This is a genomic window from Gilliamella apis, assembly GCF_030758615.1.
Classification (GTDB): domain Bacteria; phylum Pseudomonadota; class Gammaproteobacteria; order Enterobacterales; family Orbaceae; genus Gilliamella; species Gilliamella apis_A.
The window spans coordinates 1,851,516-1,874,567 of sequence record NZ_CP132381.1 but is presented as its reverse complement, the minus strand read 5'-3'; the positions used below and the strand labels follow the sequence as shown (position 1 = coordinate 1,874,567).

Sequence of the window (23,052 nt, the reverse complement as noted above, 5' to 3'; positions counted from 1 at the left end):
TGCAAGAAGTTGCTAAAGTGTTGAAAGGCAAATTTAATGGTTATATTTGAAGATAAACAAGAGTCGGAACTACTTACAGAAATTGCAGTTGCATATTATGAGTATGAACAAACTCAAGAAGAAATCGCTCAGCGATTTGGTCTTTCACGCATTAAAGTTGGTCGTTTGCTAAAAAAAGCTAGAGCAGAAGGAATCGTTGAAATAAGTGTTAAATATCATCCAATATTTAGTTCTCGAATTGAACAGCAATTTGTTAACCATTTTGGTATTAAACGAGCTTTAATTGCTTTAGATCATCAAGACGAAGAGGAGCAACGTAGACAAGTTGCTGCACTGGTATCAAATTATCTGTCTAGTACTTTAAAAAATGGTATGACAGTGGCCGTGGGACAAGGGCGTAATGTTGCTGCTATTGCCAGCCATGTTGGTGTGTTTCCTGAAAAACAGTGTAAATTTATTTGTGGCATAGGTGGTACTCAGCGTGTTGGTGAAATTATTGATGCTGACCACATTAGTCGAAGTTTAGCCAGAAAATTTAGTGCAACTAGTGAGACTTTGTATGCACCAGCTTATGTAGAAAACAGTGAACTCAAAAGGGCATTTACCCAAAATCGGGTTATCAAAGATACATTGGAAAGAGCGGCTAAAGCCGATATTGCTTTAGTTGGTATTGGCGATATGAATGAAAACTGTTATATGGTGCAATTAGGGTGGTTTACTCCACAAGAAGTGACCTATGCAACATTAAATCAAGGTGTGATTGGTGATATTGCCGGATATGGATTTTTTGATATCAATGGCAACCCTATCGATACAACCATGAATGATCGAGTGATTGGTTTAAGTATTGAAGAATTACGTAATATTCCATGTGTTATTGCTATTGCTTCGGAAAATACTAAAGCAACAGCAATTTTAGGTGCACTACGTTCGGGCGTAATTGATATCATTGCGACAAGTGCTTCAAACGCTAGAACTATATTAAGTTTACAACAAAATAAAATCTAATTTAGCTAATAAGCTATTTGTATACACATTACAAATAGTCTTGATTAATCTAAATCGAATTTAATTATAATAATCGCTTAATAATTCTATCCACTCTAATCCGGCTTAAACGTTTAATTAATTTATGTACCTGTTTGGGATAGAATTGGCTTGCTTGAATTTGTTGGAAATGGGTGACGATTGTTGTCTTTTCACGAATAGTTGTGAGTTCTTGTTTCATCTGTTGCTGTAATTCATGTTTAGGATCATGAACAAGTATGGCATTTTCCAGATCTAAACGCCAAGCTTCTTGGATTAAGGTTATTACCTGTAATCATCATCCACTCATCATCAACCCAAATACCTTTTAAATGATAAGTTTGATCTTCATCTTTCCATAATCTAATAGTTAATTGTTGTTTATCTATATAATTTTGTAAGCGTTCAACAAAATTTCTTAGGTTAATTTCGTATAAATAAGGTAAACCACCGGAGATGTTGAATGGTTTATCTTCTGGAATATAAAAATCATTAGCTACTTTATCACCAATAATGATTTCAACTTGCTTACCTTTTCTTAATAAACGGATGATGTCACGCACTAATATATTAGGTAAGTTAAAATAAGGCGTACAAAATGTGACTTTTTGTTCAGTCGTGTTTATTAGATGGTGAATAATTTTATTTAGCTGATTATTTCGGCCAAGACCTACAATTGGTGCAATGGATAAAGTATGGTTATCACAATTTCCCGTATATTGATAATTAGCATCCATAAGATGTTGGCGCAGTTGTTTAATTTCTGACTTAATTTGTTTACGTGTTTTATGTTCACTAACATCTAACCGTTGAACGCCATCAAGTGGCAGAAAATTATCATTAACATAATTTACCATTGTATCCGCTAAAACTTTATTAGTGATAAAGTGATATCGGTCATAACGGTATTTATCAAGTTTATGTAAATAAACATTATTAATGCTAGCACCACTATAGATTACAGTATCGTCAATTATGAATCCTTTTAAATGTAATACACCTAGAACTTCTCGACGATTAACCGGCACACCATAATACGGAATATCAATAGATGGATGTTGTTGTTTCAAATCATAATAGTAACGCGCATTGGTTTTAGTTTTATCTTCACCAATTCGACCTCGTTGAGCACGATGCCAATCAACAAAAATTTTGATGTCTAAATTTGGTTGTTGGGTTTTGGCTTGATAAAGTGCATTAAGAATTTCACGGCCAGCTTCATCTTGTTCTAGATAAAGTGCAACAATATAGATACGATGTTGAGCTTTTTTAATCTGTTCAAGCAACGCAACTCTATAAGATTTAGGATCGTAAACAATTTGATATTGTTCGGCTTTTTGTTCAAGCTTGGCTAATTCATTTAAATGTTTTTGATGATTATATTTTATAAAGGGTATTCGCATGTTCTAAATATCATTAAAACTGACACAAAGTGTAGAATACCACAATTTGCGTCAGAACATAATACTCCTATTATTCAGGGGGTAATCTATAATTTAATAGATCGGTTTATTGATTCTTTTTTATACCTAATTATGTTTTTATGCTTGTTCATTAACCCATTGTTGAATAATTTTATAGCTTAAGGCTAAGACTACTGGGCCGATGAATAAACCCATAATTCCGAAGGCTAGAATTCCGCCAATTACCCCAAATAAGATAAGTAAGAAGGGGAGATCGGCGCCTTTCTTTATCAAATATGCTCGCATTACACTATCAAGGGTGGTTAAAATGATAGCCACAACAATTAAGACTATGCCTGATACAATATGCCCATCCCAAAATTGCCAAATGATACAGCCTAACATGACAATAACAGGTCCAATTTGAGCGACGCAGCAGATAAATAAGATTAATGTTAAAATGCCAGGAAATGGCATTTTGGTAAAGATAAAACTCATTCCGCCAATTAATGCTAATGTAATAGCTGTGACAACTACGCCTAATGCCACCGCTCGTATTGATTGGCCTGCTAAGGTAACAGTGGTTGTGCCGTATTGTTTAGAAAGACGATTAGCCAAAACATAGACATATTTAGTGATACTTTCGCCTTTAAGAAACAGTAATAGGCTAAAAATAATCATGACACCAGCATGGAAAATAAAAACTCCAATGTTGGTTACTTGCTCTAAAAGCCAACCAATCATAATACCTATATAAGGTTGAATATCGGATATTAATTGTGAACCATCTGTTTTGATAAGCTCAAGCCATTTTTGGTGAACTTCTTCGCCAAACATAGGAATATTGACCAACCAGTCGAAGGTAGGTAATTCTCGATGTGATAAGGTTTTAACCCATTCGACCAGATAGTGACCATTTTGAGCAACACTACTAATGATTAAAATAAAAGGAATAACGCAGACAAATGCCAGAATTATTGCCATGACTAATAAAGATAGCCAACGTTTATTAAAGAGTTTTTGTTGGATTTTGATCATTAATGGCCAAGTTGCAATAACCACCATTACTGCCCAAAAAAAGCCAAATAAAAATACTTCGATCACTCGATAAGTTAGAACAATAAGTAAGCCTATTAAGAGTAAATTCAGAATTAATTTTAATAAATCATCAGTTTTTTTTTCTGCTGGCATTTTTATCTCATATTCATTAATCTAGATAATGTTATTATACGCATTATGTTCTAAAAAGCATACGTTGACGTATTAAGTTAGACAATTTTATTGGAGAAATAAACATGAAAAAATTAATGTTATTAGCATTGATGGGTGTGGCATTATCTGCTTGCGCAAATACGCAAAAAGCCCCGCAAGAGGTGCAAAAACTAAATGAAATTGCTCCCTATCCGGATGCAAAAGTAGGTTCTACTCGTTATGTTATTCATCTACCAAACTTAAAAGATGAAGTTAGTGCTAAAGTAGAGATTTTAATTGGTAAAGAGATGAAAGTTGATTGCAATACTCAAAGTTTAGGTGGAATTGTTAAAGAAGAAGAGCTTAAAGGTTGGGGGTATTCTTACTATGTCGTTGAAGAAACTAAAGGTAGCATTTCTACAATGATGGCTTGCCCTGAAGGTGCTAACGAAAATAAATTTGTTTCTATCAATCATAAGTTAGGTTTATTGAATTATAACAGTCGGTTACCATTAGTATTCTATGTTCCAAACGATTTGACGGTTAAATATCGTGTATGGCAACCAGAAGCAAAAATTTTGCAAGCTAGCGCCGAATAAAAAAAGTAAATTAATTGTTAATAACTAGCTAAAAAAGGGTTGATTGATTAAAATATAGTCACTCAGCCCTTAATCTTAGAATATTTGATTTTTTAAGTAGACATCTGAAAAAAAAAAGGTATTTTATCCCTCGTAATGCAAGGTTAGCTCGACATGTTCATTAATTATATTAATGACTTGTGATTGCCTGATTACCTCGGTTTCACCATATTATTTAATTAGTAATAATGGTAAAATTTGGGGGTCCGTTGTATTAAACAATGGGCTTGTGTCTAACATGTAATATCCCTAACTAGAGGAGAAGTGGTGAGCATGTTTACTCAACGTAAAACAATTCTTTCAATCATCGCTGGTGTATCACTAGCACTATCTCAATCTGCTATAGCAAAAGACCGTGTGGTGCATTTTTATAATTGGGCAGGTCAAATTGGTAATAGTACAATCTCTGATTTTGAAAAATCAACTGGTATTAAGCTGGTTTATGATGTGTATGATTCCAATGAAGCGCTTGAAGGTAAATTAATGGCCGGTCATTCTGGTTTTGATGTAGTTTCACCTTCAGATAGTTTTTTAGCTAGACAGATTAAAGCTGATATTTATCTACCGTTAGATAAAAGTAAATTGCCTAATTGGAAAAATCTTGATCCTAATTTAATGAAATTAATGGCTAACCATGATCCAGATAATAAGTATGCAATCCCTTATGTATGGATGACTACTGGTATTGGTTATAACATTGATAAAGTTAAAGAACGTCTTGGAGAGGATGCTCCTGTTGACAGTTGGGATTTAGTTTTCAAACCCGAAAATATGGAAAAACTTAAAGATTGTGGTGTGGCATTCTTAGATGCTCCAACTGAAATCTTAGCAAGTGCTCTTCAATATTTAGGTAAAGATCCAAATAGTACTGATGCAAAAGATTATACTGGTGCAGCTTACGAATTGTTGGAAAAAGTAAGACCAAATATCCGTTATTTCCATTCATCTCAATATATTACTGATTTAGCTAATGGTGATATTTGTGTGATTTTAGGTTGGTCAGGTGATATTTTACAATCCCGTGATAGAGCGAACGAAGCTAAAAATGGTGTGCATGTTGGATATCAAATTCCGAAAGAGGGCGCATTAGTGTTCTTTGATACTTTTGCTATTCCAAAAGATTCTGCAAATCCTGATGAGGCTCATGAGTTTTTGAACTTTGTTATGAAACCTGAAATTGCAGCTCAAGTTACTAATGATGTTAATTTCGCTAGCGCTAATAAAGTTGCAAATGATCAGTTTGTTAAGCCAGAAGTGAAAAATGATCCAGCGGTTTATCCAAAACCAGAAGTGATGGAAAAATTATTCACTTTAACGGTGAAAGAACCTAAACTTGAACGTGTGATTACTCGCACATGGACAAAATTGAAAACGGGTAAATAACCGTTTGAAAATGTCAACTAATTGACTTATATATTCTAGACGGGGAGATTTTAAATCTTTCCGTCTCGTTTTTTTTGGCTTGTTGTTATGAGGAAAAAAGCGTGAACGATAAAACAACAAATCAGGTACAGCCTAAAAAAAAGATGATAACTCCATTATTGGAGATCAAAAATTTAACTAAAGTTTTTAATGATGATTATTATGCCGTTGATGATGTCAATTTAACCATTTATACCGGAGAGATTTTTGCTTTATTGGGCGCTTCTGGTAGTGGTAAATCAACTTTATTGCGGATGCTTGCCGGTTTTGAACAACCGACTTCTGGACAAATTATTTTAGATGGTAAAGATTTATCACAAGTACCTCCTTATAATCGTCCTATTAATATGATGTTTCAATCGTATGCTCTTTTTCCTCACATGACGGTTGAGCAAAATATTGCCTTTGGGTTAAAACAAGATAAATTAGATAAAAATGAAATTAAACATCGTGTTGAAGAGATGTTGGCGCTTGTACATATGGAGCAGTTTGGCAAACGTAAACCTCATCAACTATCAGGTGGTCAAAGACAACGCGTTGCATTAGCTCGAAGTTTAGCTAAAAGACCAAAATTACTATTGTTAGATGAACCAATGGGGGCATTGGACAAACAACTTCGTGATCGAATGCAGCTTGAAGTAGTTAGCATTTTAGAACAAGTAGGCGCAACCTGTGTAATGGTTACCCATGATCAAGAGGAAGCTATGACCATGGCTGGTCGTATTGCGATTATGAATAAAGGCCAATTTGTGCAAATAGGTGAGCCTGAAGAAATCTATGAACATCCAAACAGCCGTTATAGTGCCGAGTTTATTGGTTCAGTAAATGTTTTTGATGGCATCTTACAAGAAACCTTAGAAGATGGATTAATCATCAGTTGTCCGATGATTAAACATCCATTAAAAGTTGATTATGATTCACCTGCAGTAGAAGGTGTACCAATTCAAGTCGCATTACGGCCTGAAAAAATTAAACTTTGTGATGAAATTCCAGACAATGGTTACAATGTTGCAACTGGTGAAGTAGTTGAAATTGCCTATTTAGGTGATCTTTCTATTTATCACGTTAAATTACAAAGTGGACAAATTATTATTGCTCAACTACAAAATGAACATCGTTATCGTAAAGGAATGCCAACTTGGGGTGATATTGTTAATCTTAGTTGGGAAATTGATAGTTGCGTTGTGCTTACCGAATAAACACAAGAGGATATATTGATGCGATCCATTTTATGGGGTTTGTTGTTAAATGCCTTAGTGTTACTTGGTGTTTATTTACGTTTTGTAACAATAAATGCATTTGACAATCTGTTTTTAGATGCGTTATTCACGGCAATGGTATTAAGTCTATTATTATCCTGTCTAGGCACATATTTGGCACATTATAAGCCATCTAAATTTGCTTATCGGCTAATTATAGCAGGTAGTATTGTCTATATACCTGCAGGGTTAGGTTTAGTTGCGATCTATTATGCTTATCGAAAGATGCGATTACAACGTGATGAATCCGACCTGATGACACTATATGGCCGTTTATTGGTAATAGCTATTCCATATTTTTGGATGTTGTTATTATTCTTATTACCGTTTTTGATTGTATTTCGAATCAGCTTTTCTGAAGTAGCGATAGCCGTGCCACCTTATACCGAACTGTTTAGTTATGAAGATGGCCTAGTTAATATTGTTTTAAACGTTGGTAATTATTTTAATCTACTGGAAGATACAATTTATCTAGACTCGTATTTACAATCATTAAAAGTTGCTGCAATTTCAACTTTGTTATGTATTTTGATCGGTTATCCTTTAGCTTGGGCTATTTCGCAATGTAAACCGTCAACCAGAAATATTTTATTACTATTAATCATATTGCCATCATGGACTTCGTTTCTAATTCGGGTTTATGCATGGATTGGTATTTTAAATCCTAATGGTCTATTAAATAATTTCTTGATGTGGTTAGGGGTTATTGATCAGCCATTAATCATCATGAAAACTTACCTAGCTGTTTATATCGGTATTGTTTATTCTTACTTACCTTTTGTGGTATTACCAATTTATACCTCATTAAGTAAAGTCGATACAACGCTGATTGAAGCTGCGTTAGATCTTGGTTGTAAACCAATTAAAACTTTCTTTAAGATTATTGTACCGTTAACTAAAAATGGAGTGATTGCCGGTGGGATGTTGGTCTTTATTCCTGCGGTAGGTGAATATGTTATTCCTGAATTATTAGGTCCTTCTGATGGTCTAATGATTGGTACCCAATTATGGGCTGAATTCTTTAATAATCACGATTGGCCAGCCGCTTCAGCCGTTGCAACAGTGATGTTATTGATATTAATTGTGCCTATTTACTACTTTAATAAGTTTCAAAACCGACAAATGGGAGGTAAATAAATGAATAATTTACCATTAGTCATGCGCTCAGCATTGATTGTTTTTATCTCTGCATTATTAGGTTCAATAGTGCTATCGGTTTTGATTTCTGCATCAGGATTTGCGTTATTAGGTAGTGGTAGCTTATATGTAGGGTGTTTTCTATTTAGCCTTATTTTAACAACTATTGTAACAATCGCGTTATTAGTGAGATGTTTAAAAGGGTTAATTCTCATAGTAGTTTTTTCTTTTTTATATATCCCTATGGTCATTTTAATTGTTTATTCGTTCAATAGCTCAAGGCTAGTGACGGTTTGGGCGGGATTTTCAACTAAATGGTATGTTGAATTAATACATAATGAAGCTTTACTTAAAGCGGTTGGATTGAGTTTGTCTATTGCCGCAGGCGCAGCTTCTTTGGCGATTATTCTTGGTACTTTAGCCGCTTTTGCCGTCATTCGGTTTAGACGATTCCGTGGTTCTAATTTGTTCTCGTTTATGACTACAGCACCATTAGTTATGCCTGATGTCATTACTGGTTTAGCTTTGTTATTGCTATTCGTAGGTATGGGACAAGCGATTGGTTGGCCAAAAGAGCGCGGTGCAATGACTATTTGGATGGCTCATGCAACATTTTGTACCGCTTATGTAACAGTTGTTATTAGTGCAAGATTACGAGAGTTAGATAAGTCAATTGAGGAAGCAGCTTTAGATCTTGGTGCCAACCCATTGAAGGTATTTTTCATTATTACCTTACCGATGATTGCACCGGCACTGGTTTCTGGTTGGTTATTGGCATTTACTTTATCACTTGATGATGTGGTTATTGCTAATTTTGTTACAGGACCTGGTGCAATGACATTACCGAAACTAGTATTTTCTAAGGTTCGTTTAGGTGTCGATCCACAAGTTAATGCCTTAGCAACAATTATTTTATTAATAGTTGGTATTATTGGCTTTATTTCATGGCTTTGGATGCGTCGAGCCGAAAAAAGACATTTGCGTGAAATTCGTATGCGATAATCTATCGATTAATTATTGCCGCTTAATGCGGCAATTTTTTATCTTAATAAAATATCCGTGTTTTTTTACCTATTTTATATTATAGTGTTTGCAGTCAGTTTACTGACAAAATTCTCAGGGCGGGGTGTAATTCCCCACCGGTGGTATAGCCCACGAGCGCTTAGTAAAAGTCGATTTTATTAAGGACAGCAGATTTGGTGAGATTCCAAAGCCGACAGTTAAAGTCTGGATGAAAGAGAGTGACTTATCTTTTCTATAATTAGCGTTATAGCTAAATCACTATGGTCAAGCACTTGCCCTGATTCTGGTATTTAATATATTTAAAACTTAATAAATTTTTAATACTTAAGAATAAATATAATTAGTTTAATAAAACAGGATAGGTATCTACCATGAATCAGTTTAATTTAAATGAATTTGGCACATCAATCGAGCGAGTAAACAAAGCAATTGCTTCAATCAAGGCTGGATCTGGGGTGTTAGTTTTGGATGATGAAGATCGGGAAAACGAAGGTGACATTATCTGGGCAGCACAAACTATTACCACTCAGCAAATGGCATTAACGATTCGTTATGGCAGCGGTATAGTTTGTTTATGTATGCCACAATCTTATTGTGATAAATTAGAATTACCGATGATGGTAGCAAATAATACTAGTAAAAATCATACTGCTTTTACTATTTCTATCGAAGCGGCAAAAGGTGTTACAACAGGGGTATCTGCAGCAGATCGAGTAACGACTATCAAGGCAGCGGTAGCTGATGATGCTAAACCAACAGATTTAAATCACCCTGGTCATGTATTTCCGCTAGTTGCCAAAGAAGGTGGAGTACTAAGCCGCCGAGGACATACTGAAGCGTCGGTTGATTTAGTAACATTAGCGGGGTTTAAACCAGCAGCAGTAATTTGTGAAATAACTAATGATGATGGTTCAATGGCAAGAGCCCCACAAGTTGTCGCGTTTGCTAAACAACACCAACTACCAGTGGTAACCATTGAAGATATTGTCGCTTATCTTAAATCAAAGTAATTGTAACCGACTATTAGCTGTCGGATTAATTATTCGACAGTACTCTCAGTTTTATTTAGTTTATTATTGGTAAATTGCTCTTATTTAGCATATCTTATACTTCTTTGATAATTGAGATTCTGGCGTAATTTATGTCACGACTAAGTTTTTTGTATATTCTAATGATTTTTATCCTAACTGGCTGTCAGTCAAAATCTAATCTATCAAAAAATGTGATTGTTCCAAACACAAAAACTGAAATATTTCATTCAAAATCAAATGGCGATTATAAAGTAACTATTTATACCCCTAATAAAACCACTCCCGAGGGTGGTTGGCCAATTATTTATTTACTTGATGGTGACAGCTACTTTTTAACAACTAACGAGATAATTACCAATCAGGCTTGTGAACGTTGTGTTATTCAAGAAGGTATAATTGTCGCCATTGATTATTTTAATCAAACCCGTCGTGATCTTGATTTTCTCCCCAAACCTGAGAATTATGTTTTTGAAGTTTTACCTAATAAGCAAATTAATTTATCAGGTAAATATGGTGGTGCTGATGCCTTTTATGATTTTTTAACTCAAGAACTTAAACCTGAAATAGAAAAGCGCTATGTTATTAATCCTAATCAGCAAGCCATTTTTGGTCATTCATATGGAGGATTATTTAATTTATACATTTTTTTAACTAAACCTGCCATTTTTAATACCTATGTGATATCAAGCCCATCTTTATGGTTTAGTGATGGTTATATGTTTAGTGTATTATCAAAATATCTACTAAATCATCAACATTCTTTAAAACAACCTGTTAATTTGTTGATCTCTGTGGGTGGAGCTGAACAATCTTTATTGCCGATTGATTATAATTTACCAGAACAAAAACGAAAACTTTTACTAAAACATCGTCAGAATCGGAAAATGGTTGATTATTCAAAACAATTATTTACTCGATTAAAACAGGCTAATATTCATAACCTAACGATAAGTTACAAAATTTATCCTGAACAATCCCATAAAACTGCTGCTGTCGTTGCTCTGCAAGATGGTATTCAATTAAATTTTAGAGTTAAATAAAAACTTATTTAGCCAAATATTCAGAATCAGCTTGAATATAGATAATTTTAATTTATATTACTCCGACCTAATTAATAATGATAACCATTATTAATAAAAATTGTCAGGGATAATATATGAATACAAAATATAAATCGACTTGTTTGTTAGCAGCACTTATCGGTTTTGCTTGTCACAATGCATATGCAGATAATGCTCATTCATCAGTTAATAACAACAGCGATTCAGATGAGGTTATGATCGTAACTGCGGCTGAGCAGACCAAACAAGCTCTAGGTGTTTCAGTGATTACGCAAAAAGATTTAACTAAAATGCCACCCAAAAATGATATTTCAGAAATCATTCGAACCATGCCTGGTGTCAGTTTGACGGGTAACTCAACTAGTGGCCAACGGGGTAATAACCGACAAATTGATATTCGAGGTATGGGGCCAGAAAACACATTAATTTTAGTTGATGGTCGACCAGTAAAAAGTCGTATGTCAGTTCGCTATGGTTGGCGAGGTGAGCGGGATACTCGAGGGGATACCAATTGGGTACCTTCTGATATTATCGAAAGAATTGATGTCCTTCGTGGTCCAGCCGCTGCTCGTTATGGTGATGGTGCTGCCGGCGGTGTAGTGAATATTATCACTAAGCAGCCAACCAAAGAGTGGCATATTTCGTGGAATAGCTATTTAAATCTACCTTCACATAGTAAAGAAGGGGCAACCCAAAGAACAAATATCTTATTAACAGGTGGATTAACGGATAATCTAAGTATGCGTTTATATGGTAATCTCAACAAAACTGAGGCTGATGATTGGGATATCAATAAAAAACATCAAATTAATCCAAGTTCGGTTAGTGCAGGTCGTGAAGGTGTGCGTAATAAAGATATAAATGGCATTCTTCGTTGGGATATCTCTGATAAACAATCACTAGAATTTGAGACAAGTGTTAGTCGTCAAGGTAATATTTACGCTGGTGACACTCAAAATAATAATCCTAATGAATTGGTTAGTCGATTTTATAACGATGAAACTAATAGAATGAATCGTCAAAATTACTCAGTTACTCATCGTGGTTATTGGGACAATGGCGTAAATACCATGTCTTATATCCAACTTGAAAAAACACGGAATACTCGTTTGAATGAAGGTTTAGCTGGTGGCACTGAAGGCCGCTTTAAAGATGATAATTTTTCAACGATTAAATATAATAATTTTACCTTACATAATGAAACTAATTTTCCTTTAACCATCCTGTTACCACAAACCATGACTATTGGTGGTGAGTATAATCATCAAAAGATGAAAGATCCAACTTCAAATACACAAACTTTTACAGAAGGTGAAAGTATACCATGGATTAAAAATAAATATCGTAGTGAAAATGCCTCAGCTAATCTTTGGGGTGTTTTTGTTGAGGATAATATCGAACTGACTCAAACTACTATGCTGACACCAACGATACGCTATAATCATCAAAGTCAATCAGGTAGTAACTGGAGTCCAGGTTTGAACTTATTTCAGGAAATAGGTGATTATTTTAGTTTAAAACTGGGTATTGCTAGAGCCTATAAAGCACCTAATTTATATCAAACTAACCCTAATTATCTGCTTTATAGTCGTGGACAAGGCTGTTATGGTGCGGGTGGTAGTTGCTACTTAATAGGTAACAAAAACTTAAAAGCGGAAACAAGTGTAAATAAAGAAATTGGTTTAGAGTTTCACAATAATGAAGGCTTAATTGTTGGCTTAACTTATTTCCGTAATGATTATCATAATAAAATAGATTCTGGTATGAGTCCCATTGGGCAAACTGAAGGTAATACAAATTCTAATATTTTTCAGTGGCAAAATGTACCTAAATCGGTGGTTGAAGGACTGGAAGGTAGTTTAACTATTCCTGTTACTTCAAAAATTAATTTTCGTAATAATCTAACTTGGATGTGGCAGTCAAAAAATAAAAAAACGGGTGATTATTTGTCAATCATTCCAAAATACACTATAAATTCTTCAATAGATTGGCAAGCAACTGACAAATTTTCATTGTTAACTGCTGTTACTTGGTATGGTAAACAACGACCGAGAAAATATGATTATTTTGGTGATAAACTTACTGATAGTTCAACTAATCAACTAAGCCCTTATGCTCTTTTAAATCTAAGTGGGCAATATCAATTTAACAAGCATTTTACATTTACTGCTGGTGTTGATAATTTGTTTAATAAACGTTTATTTAGAGAAGGTAATTCTTCAACAGTAAGAAAATCACGAAATGGTGATATAACTGTTATTGGAGCTGGTGCAGCAACTTATAATGAACCAGGTAGAACGCTATTTATTAATACTAACATCTCATTTTAAAGTATTATTTACAAGGAACCGCCGAAGTAATCGGCGGATTTATTCGCTTAACCTAAAACCTTCAAAGCACAAGTTTTAGTAATTTTTACACCATTTTCTAATGCTGATGTATCAAAAGTCATATCAGGATGATGTAAACCTGGTGTTAAATCGACACCTAAGCCCCAAAAACCAGATTTTACATCTCTTTCACGTGGATAATTGAAGAAATCTTCGCCACCAGGTGTGAAAATAGGATCTTTTAATCCCTCTTTTCCGAGTACATCGGTAATAGATTCAGCAATGATTTTAGTTACTTCATCGTCTATTTCGGCTGCTGGAATTTCTTTCGATACTTTGATATCAGCTTTAGCACCAATGGATGCTACACTTAATTCAATCGCTTTGAGTGTTTTGGCTTTTAATTCATCCATAGCTGGGTTGGTTGGTGCTCGTAAATCCCAACAAACATAAGCCTCTGACGGAATAGCATTTGTTACACCTGCATCACATATACAACGTGTTGCTTTGACGCTATACGTTAAACTAGGAGCAAGATGAATGGTATTTACTGCTTGAATAGCCATAGTTGCCGCATCTAAAGCGTTAACGCCTAAATGAGGTCTTGCCCCATGAGCAGGAATACCATGAATATCTACTTCAACTGTGGTTGAAGCGGAATAGAACATAGCAGCTGATGCAAAGCCTTTAGGGCATTCATCTTTAGGGCGAACATGTAAACCGATGATCATATCAACATCATCAATTGCACCGCCTTCAATCATAGCCAGTGCACCAGAACCTAACTCTTCAGCTGGTTGAAAAATCAATTTTAGTTTACCTTTTTTGATATTTCCTTCTTTGATAAGCTCTTGAGCTGCGGTCAATAACATTGATGAATGGCCATCGTGGCCACAAGTGTGTCTGGCACAATGTTGGCCATCAATAATGTGTCCTAAGGCATCCATATCCGCACGTAATGCCAGTACAGGACCTGATTTACCAGTGTCATATTCTGCAACAATACCCGTAGTATTATTTATATTACGGGTTACTTTATAGCCAGCTTCTTCTAGTTTATTTGCTATATAGTTTGATGTTTTAACTTCTTCAAATCCTAGCTCAGGAATTTGGTGCAAGTAGTGATAGTGCTCGAGTACATTCGACATAGATATCTCCTTTATCACACAATAAATCGCATAATGATCATAGCTATTAACGCATTAACAATACTATTAATCATTAATAGTGGCCAATATTTTTTAGGCACATCAGCTACACCAAGTAGACGGCCCATATATTGTAATTGTGAGCCCATTAAGAAGATAGCTGGTGCTATAATAGTGATATCAGTACCAGTGAGAATACCACCACTAATTAAATTTACAGCAACACCAGTTCCAGCGGAAGCTGATAACCAAGCTGTCAATAAAACGGTAATTGCTTCACCAGGTAATCCAAATAGTCCCATGACTGGGGCAAATACTTCACCAATTAATTGCATTAGACCGAGTCTTTTTAAGATTTCGGTAATAACAAATGCCATAATAATATTTGGCATTAAATTGTTAATGGCAATATTAAAGCCCTTACGAGCGCCAATTACAAAAATATCTAAAGGGTTGTTAGTCTGTTTTTGATTGCTTGAATTACTCATTGATGAAATCCTTTTTGTAAACTGAATTTAATACAAGGCGGACAAAAATTGCACCGACAAATTTCAATACAATCATAATGACCAATGGCGTAAATATTGCAACAGACATCGACGCAAAAAGCGCTGAGCCAATAGAAAAATAGTTATTTATTAACCCTGCACCAGAATATTGCCATGCACTAATAATGACGAGATCTTTTTTAGTGATCTGTTTTTCATCGTATAATTCTTTGGTTAACACCGCACCAGCATCAGTACTTTGTAAATCCGTAATTAATGCCAAACCTGTTTTACCCGGAACGCCTAATATAGGTTTAAGTAATGGTGTTAACAATTTGTGAGCCGCACGGATCGTACCATAGTGGGTAAAGATTTCTAAGACACCTAATGCAAGCATTACAGTTGGAATTAATGAAAGAGCGAAAATAAAGCCGGCTCTGGCGCTATTACCACCTTCACCAACAAATGTATTTTTCTCCGGATGGAGCATTGTACCAAACTTACCACTTAAACTGGTAAAATCAAATGCGCCTAACCAAGCTTTTCCATCTACGTTATAAAATAGTCCGGAAAAGAACAGTATGGCCACAATAAGTGACACATAAGCCTTTATGCCGACTTTAAATTCATTGTCCGATTTTTTTGACATTGTCGATTCCTTTTGATTTATTTGATTTATTCTTTAATCGCAGTATTAAATAAGTTTATTCAATGGACCTTATTTGTTTTGATTCTCAGAGTTAAATAAAGTGCCAAGTTTTGTATTCTATATTGATTTTATTTTAAAAAAACCCCTTTCCTCAAAATATTTTATAAATTAATTTATTTTAATATTCCTAACTTGCCTTGATAATTGGGTTACAAGCAAACTATCTAAATTAAAATTGAAAAATGCAATTACAGCTTTTGATAGGTTTCTTAATAATAACAAGATTGGCTAAATGAAGGTTTCAAAATATCTTATTCTTAATAAGAAAGTTATTTAAAAGCATTGAATTATCAATAATTATAGACTTGCCATTTTTTATCCTTCGTTATAAAATTATTTATGCAGGATAAAAAATGATAATGAAATATTACAAAAATATTTCAATAATTATCTTGCAATTTATATAAGGTTGAATTGTTTTTCTGCATAAACATCATAATCTTTAGGTGGCAAACGTTCTTGTTTGCGAACCATCATTTGTTTCATTGAACACATTAATGAAAAGACAATACTAAGCAATAAAAATTGAAAATAATTAATCGATGAGGTCGTTATGAACAGCAGGAATAAAGAGTGGGCATTTGTTGTTCTCACCTGCTTTTTTGAATTGTGTTGGGTATTTGGTTTCACTACTGCAAGTCAGTGGTGGCATTGGGTTATTGTCATAATGGTAATCGTTGTTGATTTTACCTTTTTAACCAGTGCATGTAAGACTATTCCTACAGGTACAGTGTATGCGATTTTTTCTGGTGTAGGTGCGATTGGTTCATTAGTTATAGATATGGTCTTGTTTGGTAAAGAAATCAAACTTATTGAAATATTTTTTGTTGCATTAATTATTATTGGTGTTGTGCAACTTAAACGAGCTGATAGCTAATTAACTAAAATTTGGATATATCATATGGGATGGTTATTTATTTTAACTGCTGCAATATTTGAAGTTATTGGTGCTATAGGTCTTAAACTTTATTCACAACAAAAAAATTTATTCCGATTAACGCTATATTGGGGCGGTTTTTTTATTTCGTTTTCATTATTTTATTTTTCATTAAAGTATCTGGATTTAAGTATTGTGTATCCAGTATGGGTAGGGCTAGGTACTTCAGGTGCAGTATTGGCTAATATGTTTATTTTTAAGGAACCGAAAAATTTTAGTCGAATATTCGGTCTTACTATAATTGTGGTTGGTATTGTAGGTTTGCATTTAACTATGTAATTAAAAAATAATTTATTTTTTAAAATTAGTTAGTTAGGCTGTATTTATTTTAGAGTATTTGCATTAAAACCTAAACTTCTATACAATAGCTTTTATTCCTTTAGTGGGTTGTTAGCTCAGTCGGTAGAGCAGTTGACTCTTAATCAATTGGTCGCGGGTTCGATCCCCTCACAACCCACCATTCCTCTTTTTTAACTTCATGTATAATCATTAAAAATTCCTTGTAGCACAAGGCTTTGTGCTGAAAACATTACTTGCATTTCATTGCGTAAAATTGCGTCAAATTGCACTAAATTGCATATGCATTTGTATACGTTTTTGTATACGCTTATAATATTCATATAAACGTATACAAATATGGTAGGGAAAGCTTGTGGCAATTAACAAATTGACAGACCTAAAAATTAAAAATTTAAAAATTAAAGATAAAAATTATGAAGCAAGTGACGGTAATAGTTTATCTATATTAGTAAAAAGAAGTGGGTCTAAAATTTGGCGGTTTAGATATTTAAGACCCGATACAAAAAAGCCTAATCAGCTAAGCTTGGGGGAATATCCTTTCATTTCTCTTGCCGAAGCTAGAGAAATAAGAGATGAATTTAAAACCCTAATATCAAATGGTATAGATCCCGTAAACATCAACGAACTACAAGAAGAACAAAAACAAAAAGAAGAAAAATTTAAATTTGTAAATATATTTTGGGAATGGGTAAATCATCAAAAATTGAATTTTTTAGATCTAGGAGAAATTACACAAGGAACATTTAGAAGAAACACAAATATAATAGTAAATCATATTCTTATTCATGAAAATTTAGTTAATAAAAATGTAAATGAATTAATACCAGCAGACTTTAGAGAATATTTACAGCCACTTATTAATCAAAATAAGACAGATTTAGTAAACCGAATCTGCCAAGTTATAGGTCGAGTTTTTGAATATGCTAAAACAATGGGATTTATTGAATATAATAAGTTTGATAAGCTAAAATTTGTCACACATAGATCTAAAAATATGCCAACTTTACCGCCAGATGAGTTACCATTAATTCTAAAAGCTATTAATGAATATCCCGCTACACAACAAACTAAATTACTTGCTTATTTTCAGCTTTTAACTATGGTTAGACCAAGCGAAGCGGCTACAGCGAAGTGGTCAGATATTGATTTTATAAAAAAATTATGGATTATTCCGAATGATAATATGAAAATGCGCAGAGAGCATATAGTGCCATTATCTCCACAAGCTTTAAAAATTTTAGAAAAAATGAAAGCTATAACACCACCCAACTATAAATATGTATTTATAAATAGAAAATATTTAAATGATAAAAACAAGCATACTAGCAAAGAAACAGTTAATACAATGCTTAAAAGAATCGGTTATAAGGACAAATTAGTTGCTCATGGTTTCAGATCTATTGCTTCAACTGTATTAAATGAAAGTTTAGAATTTCATCAAGATCTAATTGAAATATCATTATCGCATGTAGATAAAAATAAGGTCAGGGCGATTTATAACAATGCTAAATATATTGATAAACGATTCGAATTAATGATATGGTGGAGTAATTATGTTGAAAAAGCTAGTAATATTTCAATTTTGTAATATTATATTTAATATGTTATTTATTGTTATTTCGAATGTTTTTTATGAAAAAATACTTATCAGATTTTAAAGTATCTATACAAACAATAAGTTTTGCGGAGCTTGCTAATGCACTTGGTTGTAATGAATCTACAATTTATAGATGGTTGAATGATGAGACTATTAAACTACCTAAACCAATACAGATTGGTAAAAAAAAGATGTGTTTTTTGTATGAAGAAATAAAAGATTGGCTATATAACAGACCCAGATTTAATAGTTTTTATGATGCAAATGAAGATAAAATTGTTGTTGAGAATACGCAAAATTTAGAAAAAGAATTAGATATAAATAGATTGATTACTAAACAAACAGCTTTAAAAGAATTACAAAAATATAAACATAATTTTTTAACTAATAAAGGTTTTGTTATGCCGTGTATAAAAATTGATGAAGTTGATTTGTTTTTTGCTGGTAATGTAGAAAAATATATTGTTTTAAATGAAGTTTTACCAAAAAAAGATAATTCATCTTCAAAAAAACTTATATTAAAAAAAGTCTTATGAAAAAGAGGGTAAACCCTCTTTTATATTATTGTTAAGATGTTTTTTTGTTATTTGTCAGGTCTTACAATTATATAACTTAACGCCCAACAAATAATACCTGTAGCAAATAAGTAAAAACCAACAAAAACAAACATTTGTGTACCAGATCCCAGACCTGCAAAAATTTTTATTATTTTTATTGGATTAGCTGTATTAAAAATTGAACTAAATATAAATGTAGTTAATAAATACTCAAAAACAAAAATTAATAACCAAAATATTAAGTTTTTTCTACAAATTGCTTTTTGTTGTTCAATTCTATTTTTCTCTAATTTTTTTTTAAGTTCTAATTTTTTTTGTTCTTCAATTTTTTGTTGCTCTAGCTGTTGTTTCTGTTGTTCTTGTTGAGTTTTTTCATAATTAATAATTAGATCATCTATTCCATTATAGCTCATTACCTTTTATCCTTATATTATTGAAAATTAGGAAAATTTAGAACTGGGTTATGTTTGATTTTGTCAGGGTTTTTAACTTCCCAAATTAGTTTTTCTGAAAAATTTTCTTGATAAACCCAGTTTTTGAATTTTTGTTTATATTGTTCATCAGCTTCTTTTTCTGATTTAACTTTATTCAAAAAATTAATAAAAAATTGCTTTGTTTGATGATCAGTCTCTGTTAAAAATTGATTAATTGCTATTAGTAAAAAATCCCTTTGAAACAATAAGTTATAAATGACTTCTGTATCATTTTGAATATTTAATTGATAATTAGCAATTTGATTTGTCATCATCTTAACTTTTTTTTCATATTCTTCACTACCATCATCGGCTGGAATGGTATAAGCCAATCTTTGTTTTTGTTTTTCTATTTGATATTGAATATCTTTAACGACACCACTATAACTGTAAGGCATTTTCGCCTCCTTTTTTTTGAAAAATTTAAGTTAAATAAAAATAAATAAATTATATATCGATCGGTTTTGCAGATCAATTTAATATATTATGATAGTTTATTTCTATCATAAAGGGTGTGACTGATCGTTCAAATCTTTCAAAAAAAATATTAAAAAGTAACAACTTATAAATAATAAGTATAAAAAATGATTTATTTGCTTATACGACAAAAAAACTTTTTAAGTTGTGTTGACAATATTAAAAAAATGAATAAATAAATATATATACATAATAAAAACAATAAAAAAAGAGGTATATATATATGGAATTAACATTTATAAATTTAGGTATTATTGTGTTTTTTTTGGGCTGGGCTTTTTTACTAATTTTAAAAAGTTGCGGAGCTGATATAAGAGATCAGGATGAAGAAGAAGCATGGCAAAAATACGTTGAAAGCAGAGTTAAACGAAATAAATTTGATGAAAATAAACAAATGAAAGAATTACGTGAACAAAAATTGATTAATAGAGCAATAGAAAAAGCTAAAAAAATTAAATAAAAAAATTATTAAAAAGACACTTAATTGTGTCTTTTTTTTATTCAAATTTTTACAAAAAATAATTTTGATTAAATAAAAATTAAATAATATTTTTATTAAATATTAATAATAACAATAATAAAAAAGAGGATATTTTATGAATAAAAACAATAAAGAATATTTAGTTATGCATGCACATACAATGGGGTTAAATGAAAATTTTGATGATGAAATTGTAGAAATAGCAATAGTAAATAACAATGAAAAAGTTTTATTAAACACACTTGTAAAACCCAAAAAGAATATATCTGATTCTGCTATACAAATTCACAAAATAACTGATGAAATTGTTAAAAATTCACCCACATTTTTAGATATTTATGATGATTTAAAAAGTATTTTATGTAATAAAAAAGTATACATTTATAACGCATCATTTTTATTAGATATTTTAAAAAGTACATTGAATATTAATAAACTTGAATTAATAAATTTTGATGCTAAATGTGTAATGAATTTATTTTCAAACAATGTATATAAAGACTGGAATAAAGATTATGGTAATTATACTTTCCAATCTCTTCTAACTGCATATACACATTATTATAAAGATGATGAATTTAAACTTTTAAATGAGCAAAAAAATAGAACATATAAAGCATTAAATGATTGTTTGATGACAAGCAAAATAATCAAAAAAATAAATCAAAAATAAACATAAAAAATAAAAAATTAGGTACTTGTTAGTGCCTTTTTTTTGCTTTTTTTATGTAATTTTTATTATTAATTTGTGTGTTTTGGGTGTTGACAAAACGCAAAAAATTAATAAAAAAGTATATGTTGAGGGTATAAAATCCGACAAAATTTTTTCATTAAATTAGACAATTATAAATACCTTATTCAGACAAAACAATTTGTCTGAATAAGGTGGTAAGTGTTCAGTTTTTTTACTTTGAAGTGAGACGAAAAGTAAAAAAATTGACGAGCGATGAGCTCGAACTTACCCATTATTGTGATGAGCATTGAGAACGAACAAGTGAAACGAGTTAGTGAACTTTGCGAAATCAAAATAATTTGAGCATGTTTTTTTTATTATTTTTTTAATTTGATGCTGTAGCGAAAAATAAAAAAATAATAAAAACAATATAGCGAACAATACAAGCTTTGCTTGTATTTACAATGCTTAATATGCCCTCAAAACTCTATTTTTTTAGCAAAACAGCTAAAAAATAAAACAAAAAAGTTAATTGAAATGATAAGGGGGCATTATGGAGCTAACAAAACAACAAAAAGACTTGCTAGAATTTTATGAATTAAAAGCTGAAGTACTGGCATTAGATTCAAAAAGACCATTAGGACTTTGTAAAAATTATTATATTAATCAAATTTTAGACGAGTTAGATTTACATACGACTAAAAATGAAAAAACATATAAACAATATTTGAATACTTATAAAAGATTATTAAAAAATAATAATATTGAAAAAAATGAAGTTAATTTATTACTGCATAAAGCAAAAACTATAGCATGTTATGACTTGTACAAAGCATCTTTAAAATTTGGTTTAATTAGTGAAATTAAAGAATTACAAAAGCGTAGCGATAACGCACGAAAACAAAAAAATATGGAAGATATGATTAAATTAACTGATGAAGCTTTTAAACTTTCGGTCTTATTTAAAGAACAATTTGCTATTAATAAACAAAAACCAAAATTAAACAAAAATAATAGTAAAAAAAAGACATTAAAAAAACTTGAAAATATTGAAAAAATTATAAATGAACTTTCCGAAAAACAAAAAAATAAATATACAGAACAGTTATTAGTATATAGTCTTTTTGGGCTAAGACCAGCAGAGTTTAAAAATGGTATAGAATTAAAAGCAATTAAAATTGATAAAAAATATTATATTGAAGCGACAATTTGTGGCGTTAAAGTTAATGATTATGCGGGACAAAAACTAAGAACATGTAAAGTAAGTGTTGATTTTGAAAGTGATTTATATAAACAATTTTTTATAAAAATTGTTAGAAGTAATTTTAGTGGTAAAAAATACGAAATTAAACAATCAGAGAAAGATTATAATAGTTTAACTAAAATTTTTTATAGAAAATATAAAAGTGATGTGTCACTTTATAGTTTTCGTCATAAAGTAGCCAGTGACTTAAAAAAATCAAAAATTGATGATGATACAATTGCAAAGTTTTTGGGGCATAGAACAGATAAAAGCCAAGTTGAGTATGGCAATTATCAGCACGGAACACGTAATAAAAGTTTTTCTGCTACTGCAACACATAAAATTAAACACACAAAAAATAGAGATTTTACTTATATTTATAATAAAAACAAAGCATTAAATAATGATAAAACGTTTAGACCGTATTAATTAATATAGCAATCTTTAA

21 protein-coding genes, 1 tRNA gene, 2 pseudogenes and 1 riboswitch are annotated in these 23,052 nt (G+C 31.8%); of the genes and pseudogenes, 17 read left to right on the top strand and 7 right to left on the bottom strand.

The window, feature by feature from the left end; translation table 11 throughout:
• The first annotated feature begins 36 nt into the window (after positions 1–36).
• Positions 37–1,008, top strand: a complete 972-nt coding sequence (locus RAM17_RS08645) for a sugar-binding transcriptional regulator (RefSeq protein WP_110447627.1) — start codon at positions 37–39, stop codon at positions 1,006–1,008.
• A 64-nt stretch (positions 1,009–1,072) separates the two neighbouring features.
• Here the strand turns inward: RAM17_RS08645 and pssA are convergent.
• Positions 1,073–2,429 (bottom strand): annotated as a pseudogene (gene pssA, locus RAM17_RS08635) (CDP-diacylglycerol--serine O-phosphatidyltransferase).
• Between the two features lie 138 nt (positions 2,430–2,567).
• Positions 2,568–3,620, bottom strand: coding sequence for an AI-2E family transporter YdiK (gene ydiK / locus RAM17_RS08630; protein WP_110447629.1), 1,053 nt, complete (start codon positions 3,618–3,620; stop codon positions 2,568–2,570).
• Between the two features lie 104 nt (positions 3,621–3,724).
• Here ydiK and eco point away from each other — a divergent pair, with 104 nt between their 5' ends.
• The 8 genes and pseudogenes from eco to RAM17_RS08590 all read left to right on the top strand — a co-directional run bounded on the left by eco (position 3,725) and on the right by RAM17_RS08590 (position 13,521).
• Positions 3,725–4,219 (top strand): serine protease inhibitor ecotin, encoded by a 495-nt coding sequence (eco, locus tag RAM17_RS08625; protein ID WP_258334356.1) that lies wholly within the window; start codon positions 3,725–3,727, stop codon positions 4,217–4,219.
• Between the two features lie 312 nt (positions 4,220–4,531).
• The gene (locus tag RAM17_RS08620; protein ID WP_110447630.1) at positions 4,532–5,641 is read left to right on the top strand and encodes an extracellular solute-binding protein; all 1,110 of its coding nucleotides are present in this window, start codon (positions 4,532–4,534) and stop codon (positions 5,639–5,641) included.
• 143 nt (positions 5,642–5,784) lie between these two features.
• Positions 5,785–6,879 (top strand): putrescine ABC transporter ATP-binding subunit PotG, encoded by a 1,095-nt coding sequence (gene potG, locus RAM17_RS08615; RefSeq protein ID WP_110448045.1) that lies wholly within the window; start codon positions 5,785–5,787, stop codon positions 6,877–6,879.
• Between the two features lie 327 nt (positions 6,880–7,206).
• Positions 7,207–8,076, top strand: a pseudogene (potH, locus tag RAM17_RS08610) (putrescine ABC transporter permease PotH); the annotation flags it as partial.
• Between the two features lie 243 nt (positions 8,077–8,319).
• Entirely contained in the window at positions 8,320–9,078 is a 759-nt protein-coding gene (locus RAM17_RS08605; RefSeq protein WP_110448047.1) for an ABC transporter permease subunit, read from the top strand.
• Between the two features lie 106 nt (positions 9,079–9,184).
• A riboswitch (FMN riboswitch) is annotated at positions 9,185–9,323 on the top strand.
• Between the two features lie 147 nt (positions 9,324–9,470).
• Positions 9,471–10,109, top strand: a complete 639-nt coding sequence (gene ribB / locus RAM17_RS08600; RefSeq protein ID WP_110447631.1) for a 3,4-dihydroxy-2-butanone-4-phosphate synthase — start codon at positions 9,471–9,473, stop codon at positions 10,107–10,109.
• Between the two features lie 131 nt (positions 10,110–10,240).
• Positions 10,241–11,170, top strand: coding sequence for an alpha/beta hydrolase (locus RAM17_RS08595; protein WP_110447632.1), 930 nt, complete (start codon positions 10,241–10,243; stop codon positions 11,168–11,170).
• Positions 11,171–11,286: 116 nt separating this feature from the next.
• Positions 11,287–13,521 carry a TonB-dependent siderophore receptor gene (locus RAM17_RS08590; protein ID WP_110447633.1) on the top strand — a complete coding sequence of 745 codons (2,235 nt, stop codon included), beginning with the start codon at positions 11,287–11,289 and terminating at the stop codon, positions 13,519–13,521.
• A 47-nt stretch (positions 13,522–13,568) separates the two neighbouring features.
• Here the strand turns inward: RAM17_RS08590 and RAM17_RS08585 are convergent, their stop codons facing one another.
• From RAM17_RS08585 to RAM17_RS08575, 3 genes are read right to left on the bottom strand one after another with little or no spacing between them, the layout of a single operon-like run.
• The gene (locus tag RAM17_RS08585; RefSeq protein WP_110447634.1) at positions 13,569–14,669 is read right to left on the bottom strand and encodes a M20 peptidase aminoacylase family protein; all 1,101 of its coding nucleotides are present in this window, start codon (positions 14,667–14,669) and stop codon (positions 13,569–13,571) included.
• 14 nt (positions 14,670–14,683) lie between these two features.
• Positions 14,684–15,157: a YjiG family protein gene (locus RAM17_RS08580; protein WP_110447635.1), complete on the bottom strand. Its 474-nt coding sequence runs from the start codon at positions 15,155–15,157 to the stop codon at positions 14,684–14,686.
• Entirely contained in the window at positions 15,150–15,806 is a 657-nt protein-coding gene (locus tag RAM17_RS08575) for a nucleoside recognition domain-containing protein (protein WP_110447636.1), read from the bottom strand. The genes RAM17_RS08580 and RAM17_RS08575 overlap by 8 nt, the downstream gene beginning before the upstream one ends.
• Positions 15,807–16,419: 613 nt before the next feature.
• Between RAM17_RS08575 and RAM17_RS08570 the strand changes: the two genes are divergently transcribed.
• The 5 genes from RAM17_RS08570 (at position 16,420) to RAM17_RS08550 (ending at position 19,236) form a co-directional block, all read left to right on the top strand.
• A complete protein-coding gene (locus RAM17_RS08570; protein ID WP_110447637.1) occupies positions 16,420–16,743 on the top strand; it encodes a DMT family transporter in 324 nt (107 codons plus the stop codon).
• Positions 16,744–16,767: 24 nt separating this feature from the next.
• Positions 16,768–17,082, top strand: a complete 315-nt coding sequence (locus tag RAM17_RS08565; protein WP_110447638.1) for a DMT family transporter — start codon at positions 16,768–16,770, stop codon at positions 17,080–17,082.
• A 105-nt stretch (positions 17,083–17,187) separates the two neighbouring features.
• Positions 17,188–17,263, top strand: a tRNA-Lys gene (locus tag RAM17_RS08560).
• Between the two features lie 192 nt (positions 17,264–17,455).
• Entirely contained in the window at positions 17,456–18,691 is a 1,236-nt protein-coding gene (locus RAM17_RS08555; RefSeq protein WP_110447639.1) for a tyrosine-type recombinase/integrase, read from the top strand.
• A 44-nt stretch (positions 18,692–18,735) separates the two neighbouring features.
• Positions 18,736–19,236, top strand: a complete 501-nt coding sequence (locus tag RAM17_RS08550) for a helix-turn-helix transcriptional regulator (protein ID WP_181414648.1) — start codon at positions 18,736–18,738, stop codon at positions 19,234–19,236.
• Between the two features lie 47 nt (positions 19,237–19,283).
• On the opposite strand, the gene RAM17_RS08545 is transcribed toward RAM17_RS08550, so the two are convergent.
• Complete coding sequence (locus RAM17_RS08545; RefSeq protein WP_110447641.1) at positions 19,284–19,670, bottom strand: hypothetical protein; 387 nt, start codon at positions 19,668–19,670, stop codon at positions 19,284–19,286.
• Between the two features lie 17 nt (positions 19,671–19,687).
• Positions 19,688–20,128, bottom strand: coding sequence for a hypothetical protein (locus RAM17_RS08540; protein ID WP_110447642.1), 441 nt, complete (start codon positions 20,126–20,128; stop codon positions 19,688–19,690).
• A gap of 302 nt (positions 20,129–20,430) precedes the next feature.
• On the opposite strand from RAM17_RS08540, the gene RAM17_RS08535 reads away from it, so the two are divergent.
• From RAM17_RS08535 to RAM17_RS08525, 3 genes are all read left to right on the top strand, one after another.
• Complete coding sequence (locus RAM17_RS08535; RefSeq protein ID WP_110447643.1) at positions 20,431–20,667, top strand: hypothetical protein; 237 nt, start codon at positions 20,431–20,433, stop codon at positions 20,665–20,667.
• Between the two features lie 136 nt (positions 20,668–20,803).
• Complete coding sequence (locus RAM17_RS08530) at positions 20,804–21,361, top strand: 3'-5' exonuclease (protein ID WP_110447644.1); 558 nt, start codon at positions 20,804–20,806, stop codon at positions 21,359–21,361.
• Between the two features lie 553 nt (positions 21,362–21,914).
• Positions 21,915–23,033, top strand: coding sequence for a site-specific integrase (locus RAM17_RS08525; protein ID WP_110447645.1), 1,119 nt, complete (start codon positions 21,915–21,917; stop codon positions 23,031–23,033).
• Positions 23,034–23,052 lie beyond the last annotated feature (19 nt).

Excerpts from the sequence above, each read along its gene's own strand:
- RAM17_RS08645 (WP_110447627.1), top strand. The coding sequence starts at position 37 with ATGGTTATATTTGAAGATAAACAAGAGTCGGAACTACTTACAGAAATT.
- ydiK (WP_110447629.1), bottom strand. The coding sequence starts at position 3,620 with ATGCCAGCAGAAAAAAAAACTGATGATTTATTAAAATTAATTCTGAAT.
- eco (WP_258334356.1), top strand. The coding sequence starts at position 3,725 with ATGAAAAAATTAATGTTATTAGCATTGATGGGTGTGGCATTATCTGCT.
- RAM17_RS08620 (WP_110447630.1), top strand. The coding sequence starts at position 4,532 with ATGTTTACTCAACGTAAAACAATTCTTTCAATCATCGCTGGTGTATCA.
- potG (WP_110448045.1), top strand. The coding sequence starts at position 5,785 with ATGATAACTCCATTATTGGAGATCAAAAATTTAACTAAAGTTTTTAAT.
- RAM17_RS08605 (WP_110448047.1), top strand. The coding sequence starts at position 8,320 with ATGGTCATTTTAATTGTTTATTCGTTCAATAGCTCAAGGCTAGTGACG.
- ribB (WP_110447631.1), top strand. The coding sequence starts at position 9,471 with ATGAATCAGTTTAATTTAAATGAATTTGGCACATCAATCGAGCGAGTA.
- RAM17_RS08595 (WP_110447632.1), top strand. The coding sequence starts at position 10,241 with ATGTCACGACTAAGTTTTTTGTATATTCTAATGATTTTTATCCTAACT.
- RAM17_RS08590 (WP_110447633.1), top strand. The coding sequence starts at position 11,287 with ATGAATACAAAATATAAATCGACTTGTTTGTTAGCAGCACTTATCGGT.
- RAM17_RS08585 (WP_110447634.1), bottom strand. The coding sequence starts at position 14,669 with ATGTCGAATGTACTCGAGCACTATCACTACTTGCACCAAATTCCTGAG.
- RAM17_RS08580 (WP_110447635.1), bottom strand. The coding sequence starts at position 15,157 with ATGAGTAATTCAAGCAATCAAAAACAGACTAACAACCCTTTAGATATT.
- RAM17_RS08575 (WP_110447636.1), bottom strand. The coding sequence starts at position 15,806 with ATGTCAAAAAAATCGGACAATGAATTTAAAGTCGGCATAAAGGCTTAT.
- RAM17_RS08570 (WP_110447637.1), top strand. The coding sequence starts at position 16,420 with ATGAACAGCAGGAATAAAGAGTGGGCATTTGTTGTTCTCACCTGCTTT.
- RAM17_RS08565 (WP_110447638.1), top strand. The coding sequence starts at position 16,768 with ATGGGATGGTTATTTATTTTAACTGCTGCAATATTTGAAGTTATTGGT.
- RAM17_RS08550 (WP_181414648.1), top strand. The coding sequence starts at position 18,736 with ATGAAAAAATACTTATCAGATTTTAAAGTATCTATACAAACAATAAGT.
- RAM17_RS08545 (WP_110447641.1), bottom strand. The coding sequence starts at position 19,670 with ATGAGCTATAATGGAATAGATGATCTAATTATTAATTATGAAAAAACT.
- RAM17_RS08540 (WP_110447642.1), bottom strand. The coding sequence starts at position 20,128 with ATGCCTTACAGTTATAGTGGTGTCGTTAAAGATATTCAATATCAAATA.
- RAM17_RS08535 (WP_110447643.1), top strand. The coding sequence starts at position 20,431 with ATGGAATTAACATTTATAAATTTAGGTATTATTGTGTTTTTTTTGGGC.
- RAM17_RS08530 (WP_110447644.1), top strand. The coding sequence starts at position 20,804 with ATGAATAAAAACAATAAAGAATATTTAGTTATGCATGCACATACAATG.
- RAM17_RS08525 (WP_110447645.1), top strand. The coding sequence starts at position 21,915 with ATGGAGCTAACAAAACAACAAAAAGACTTGCTAGAATTTTATGAATTA.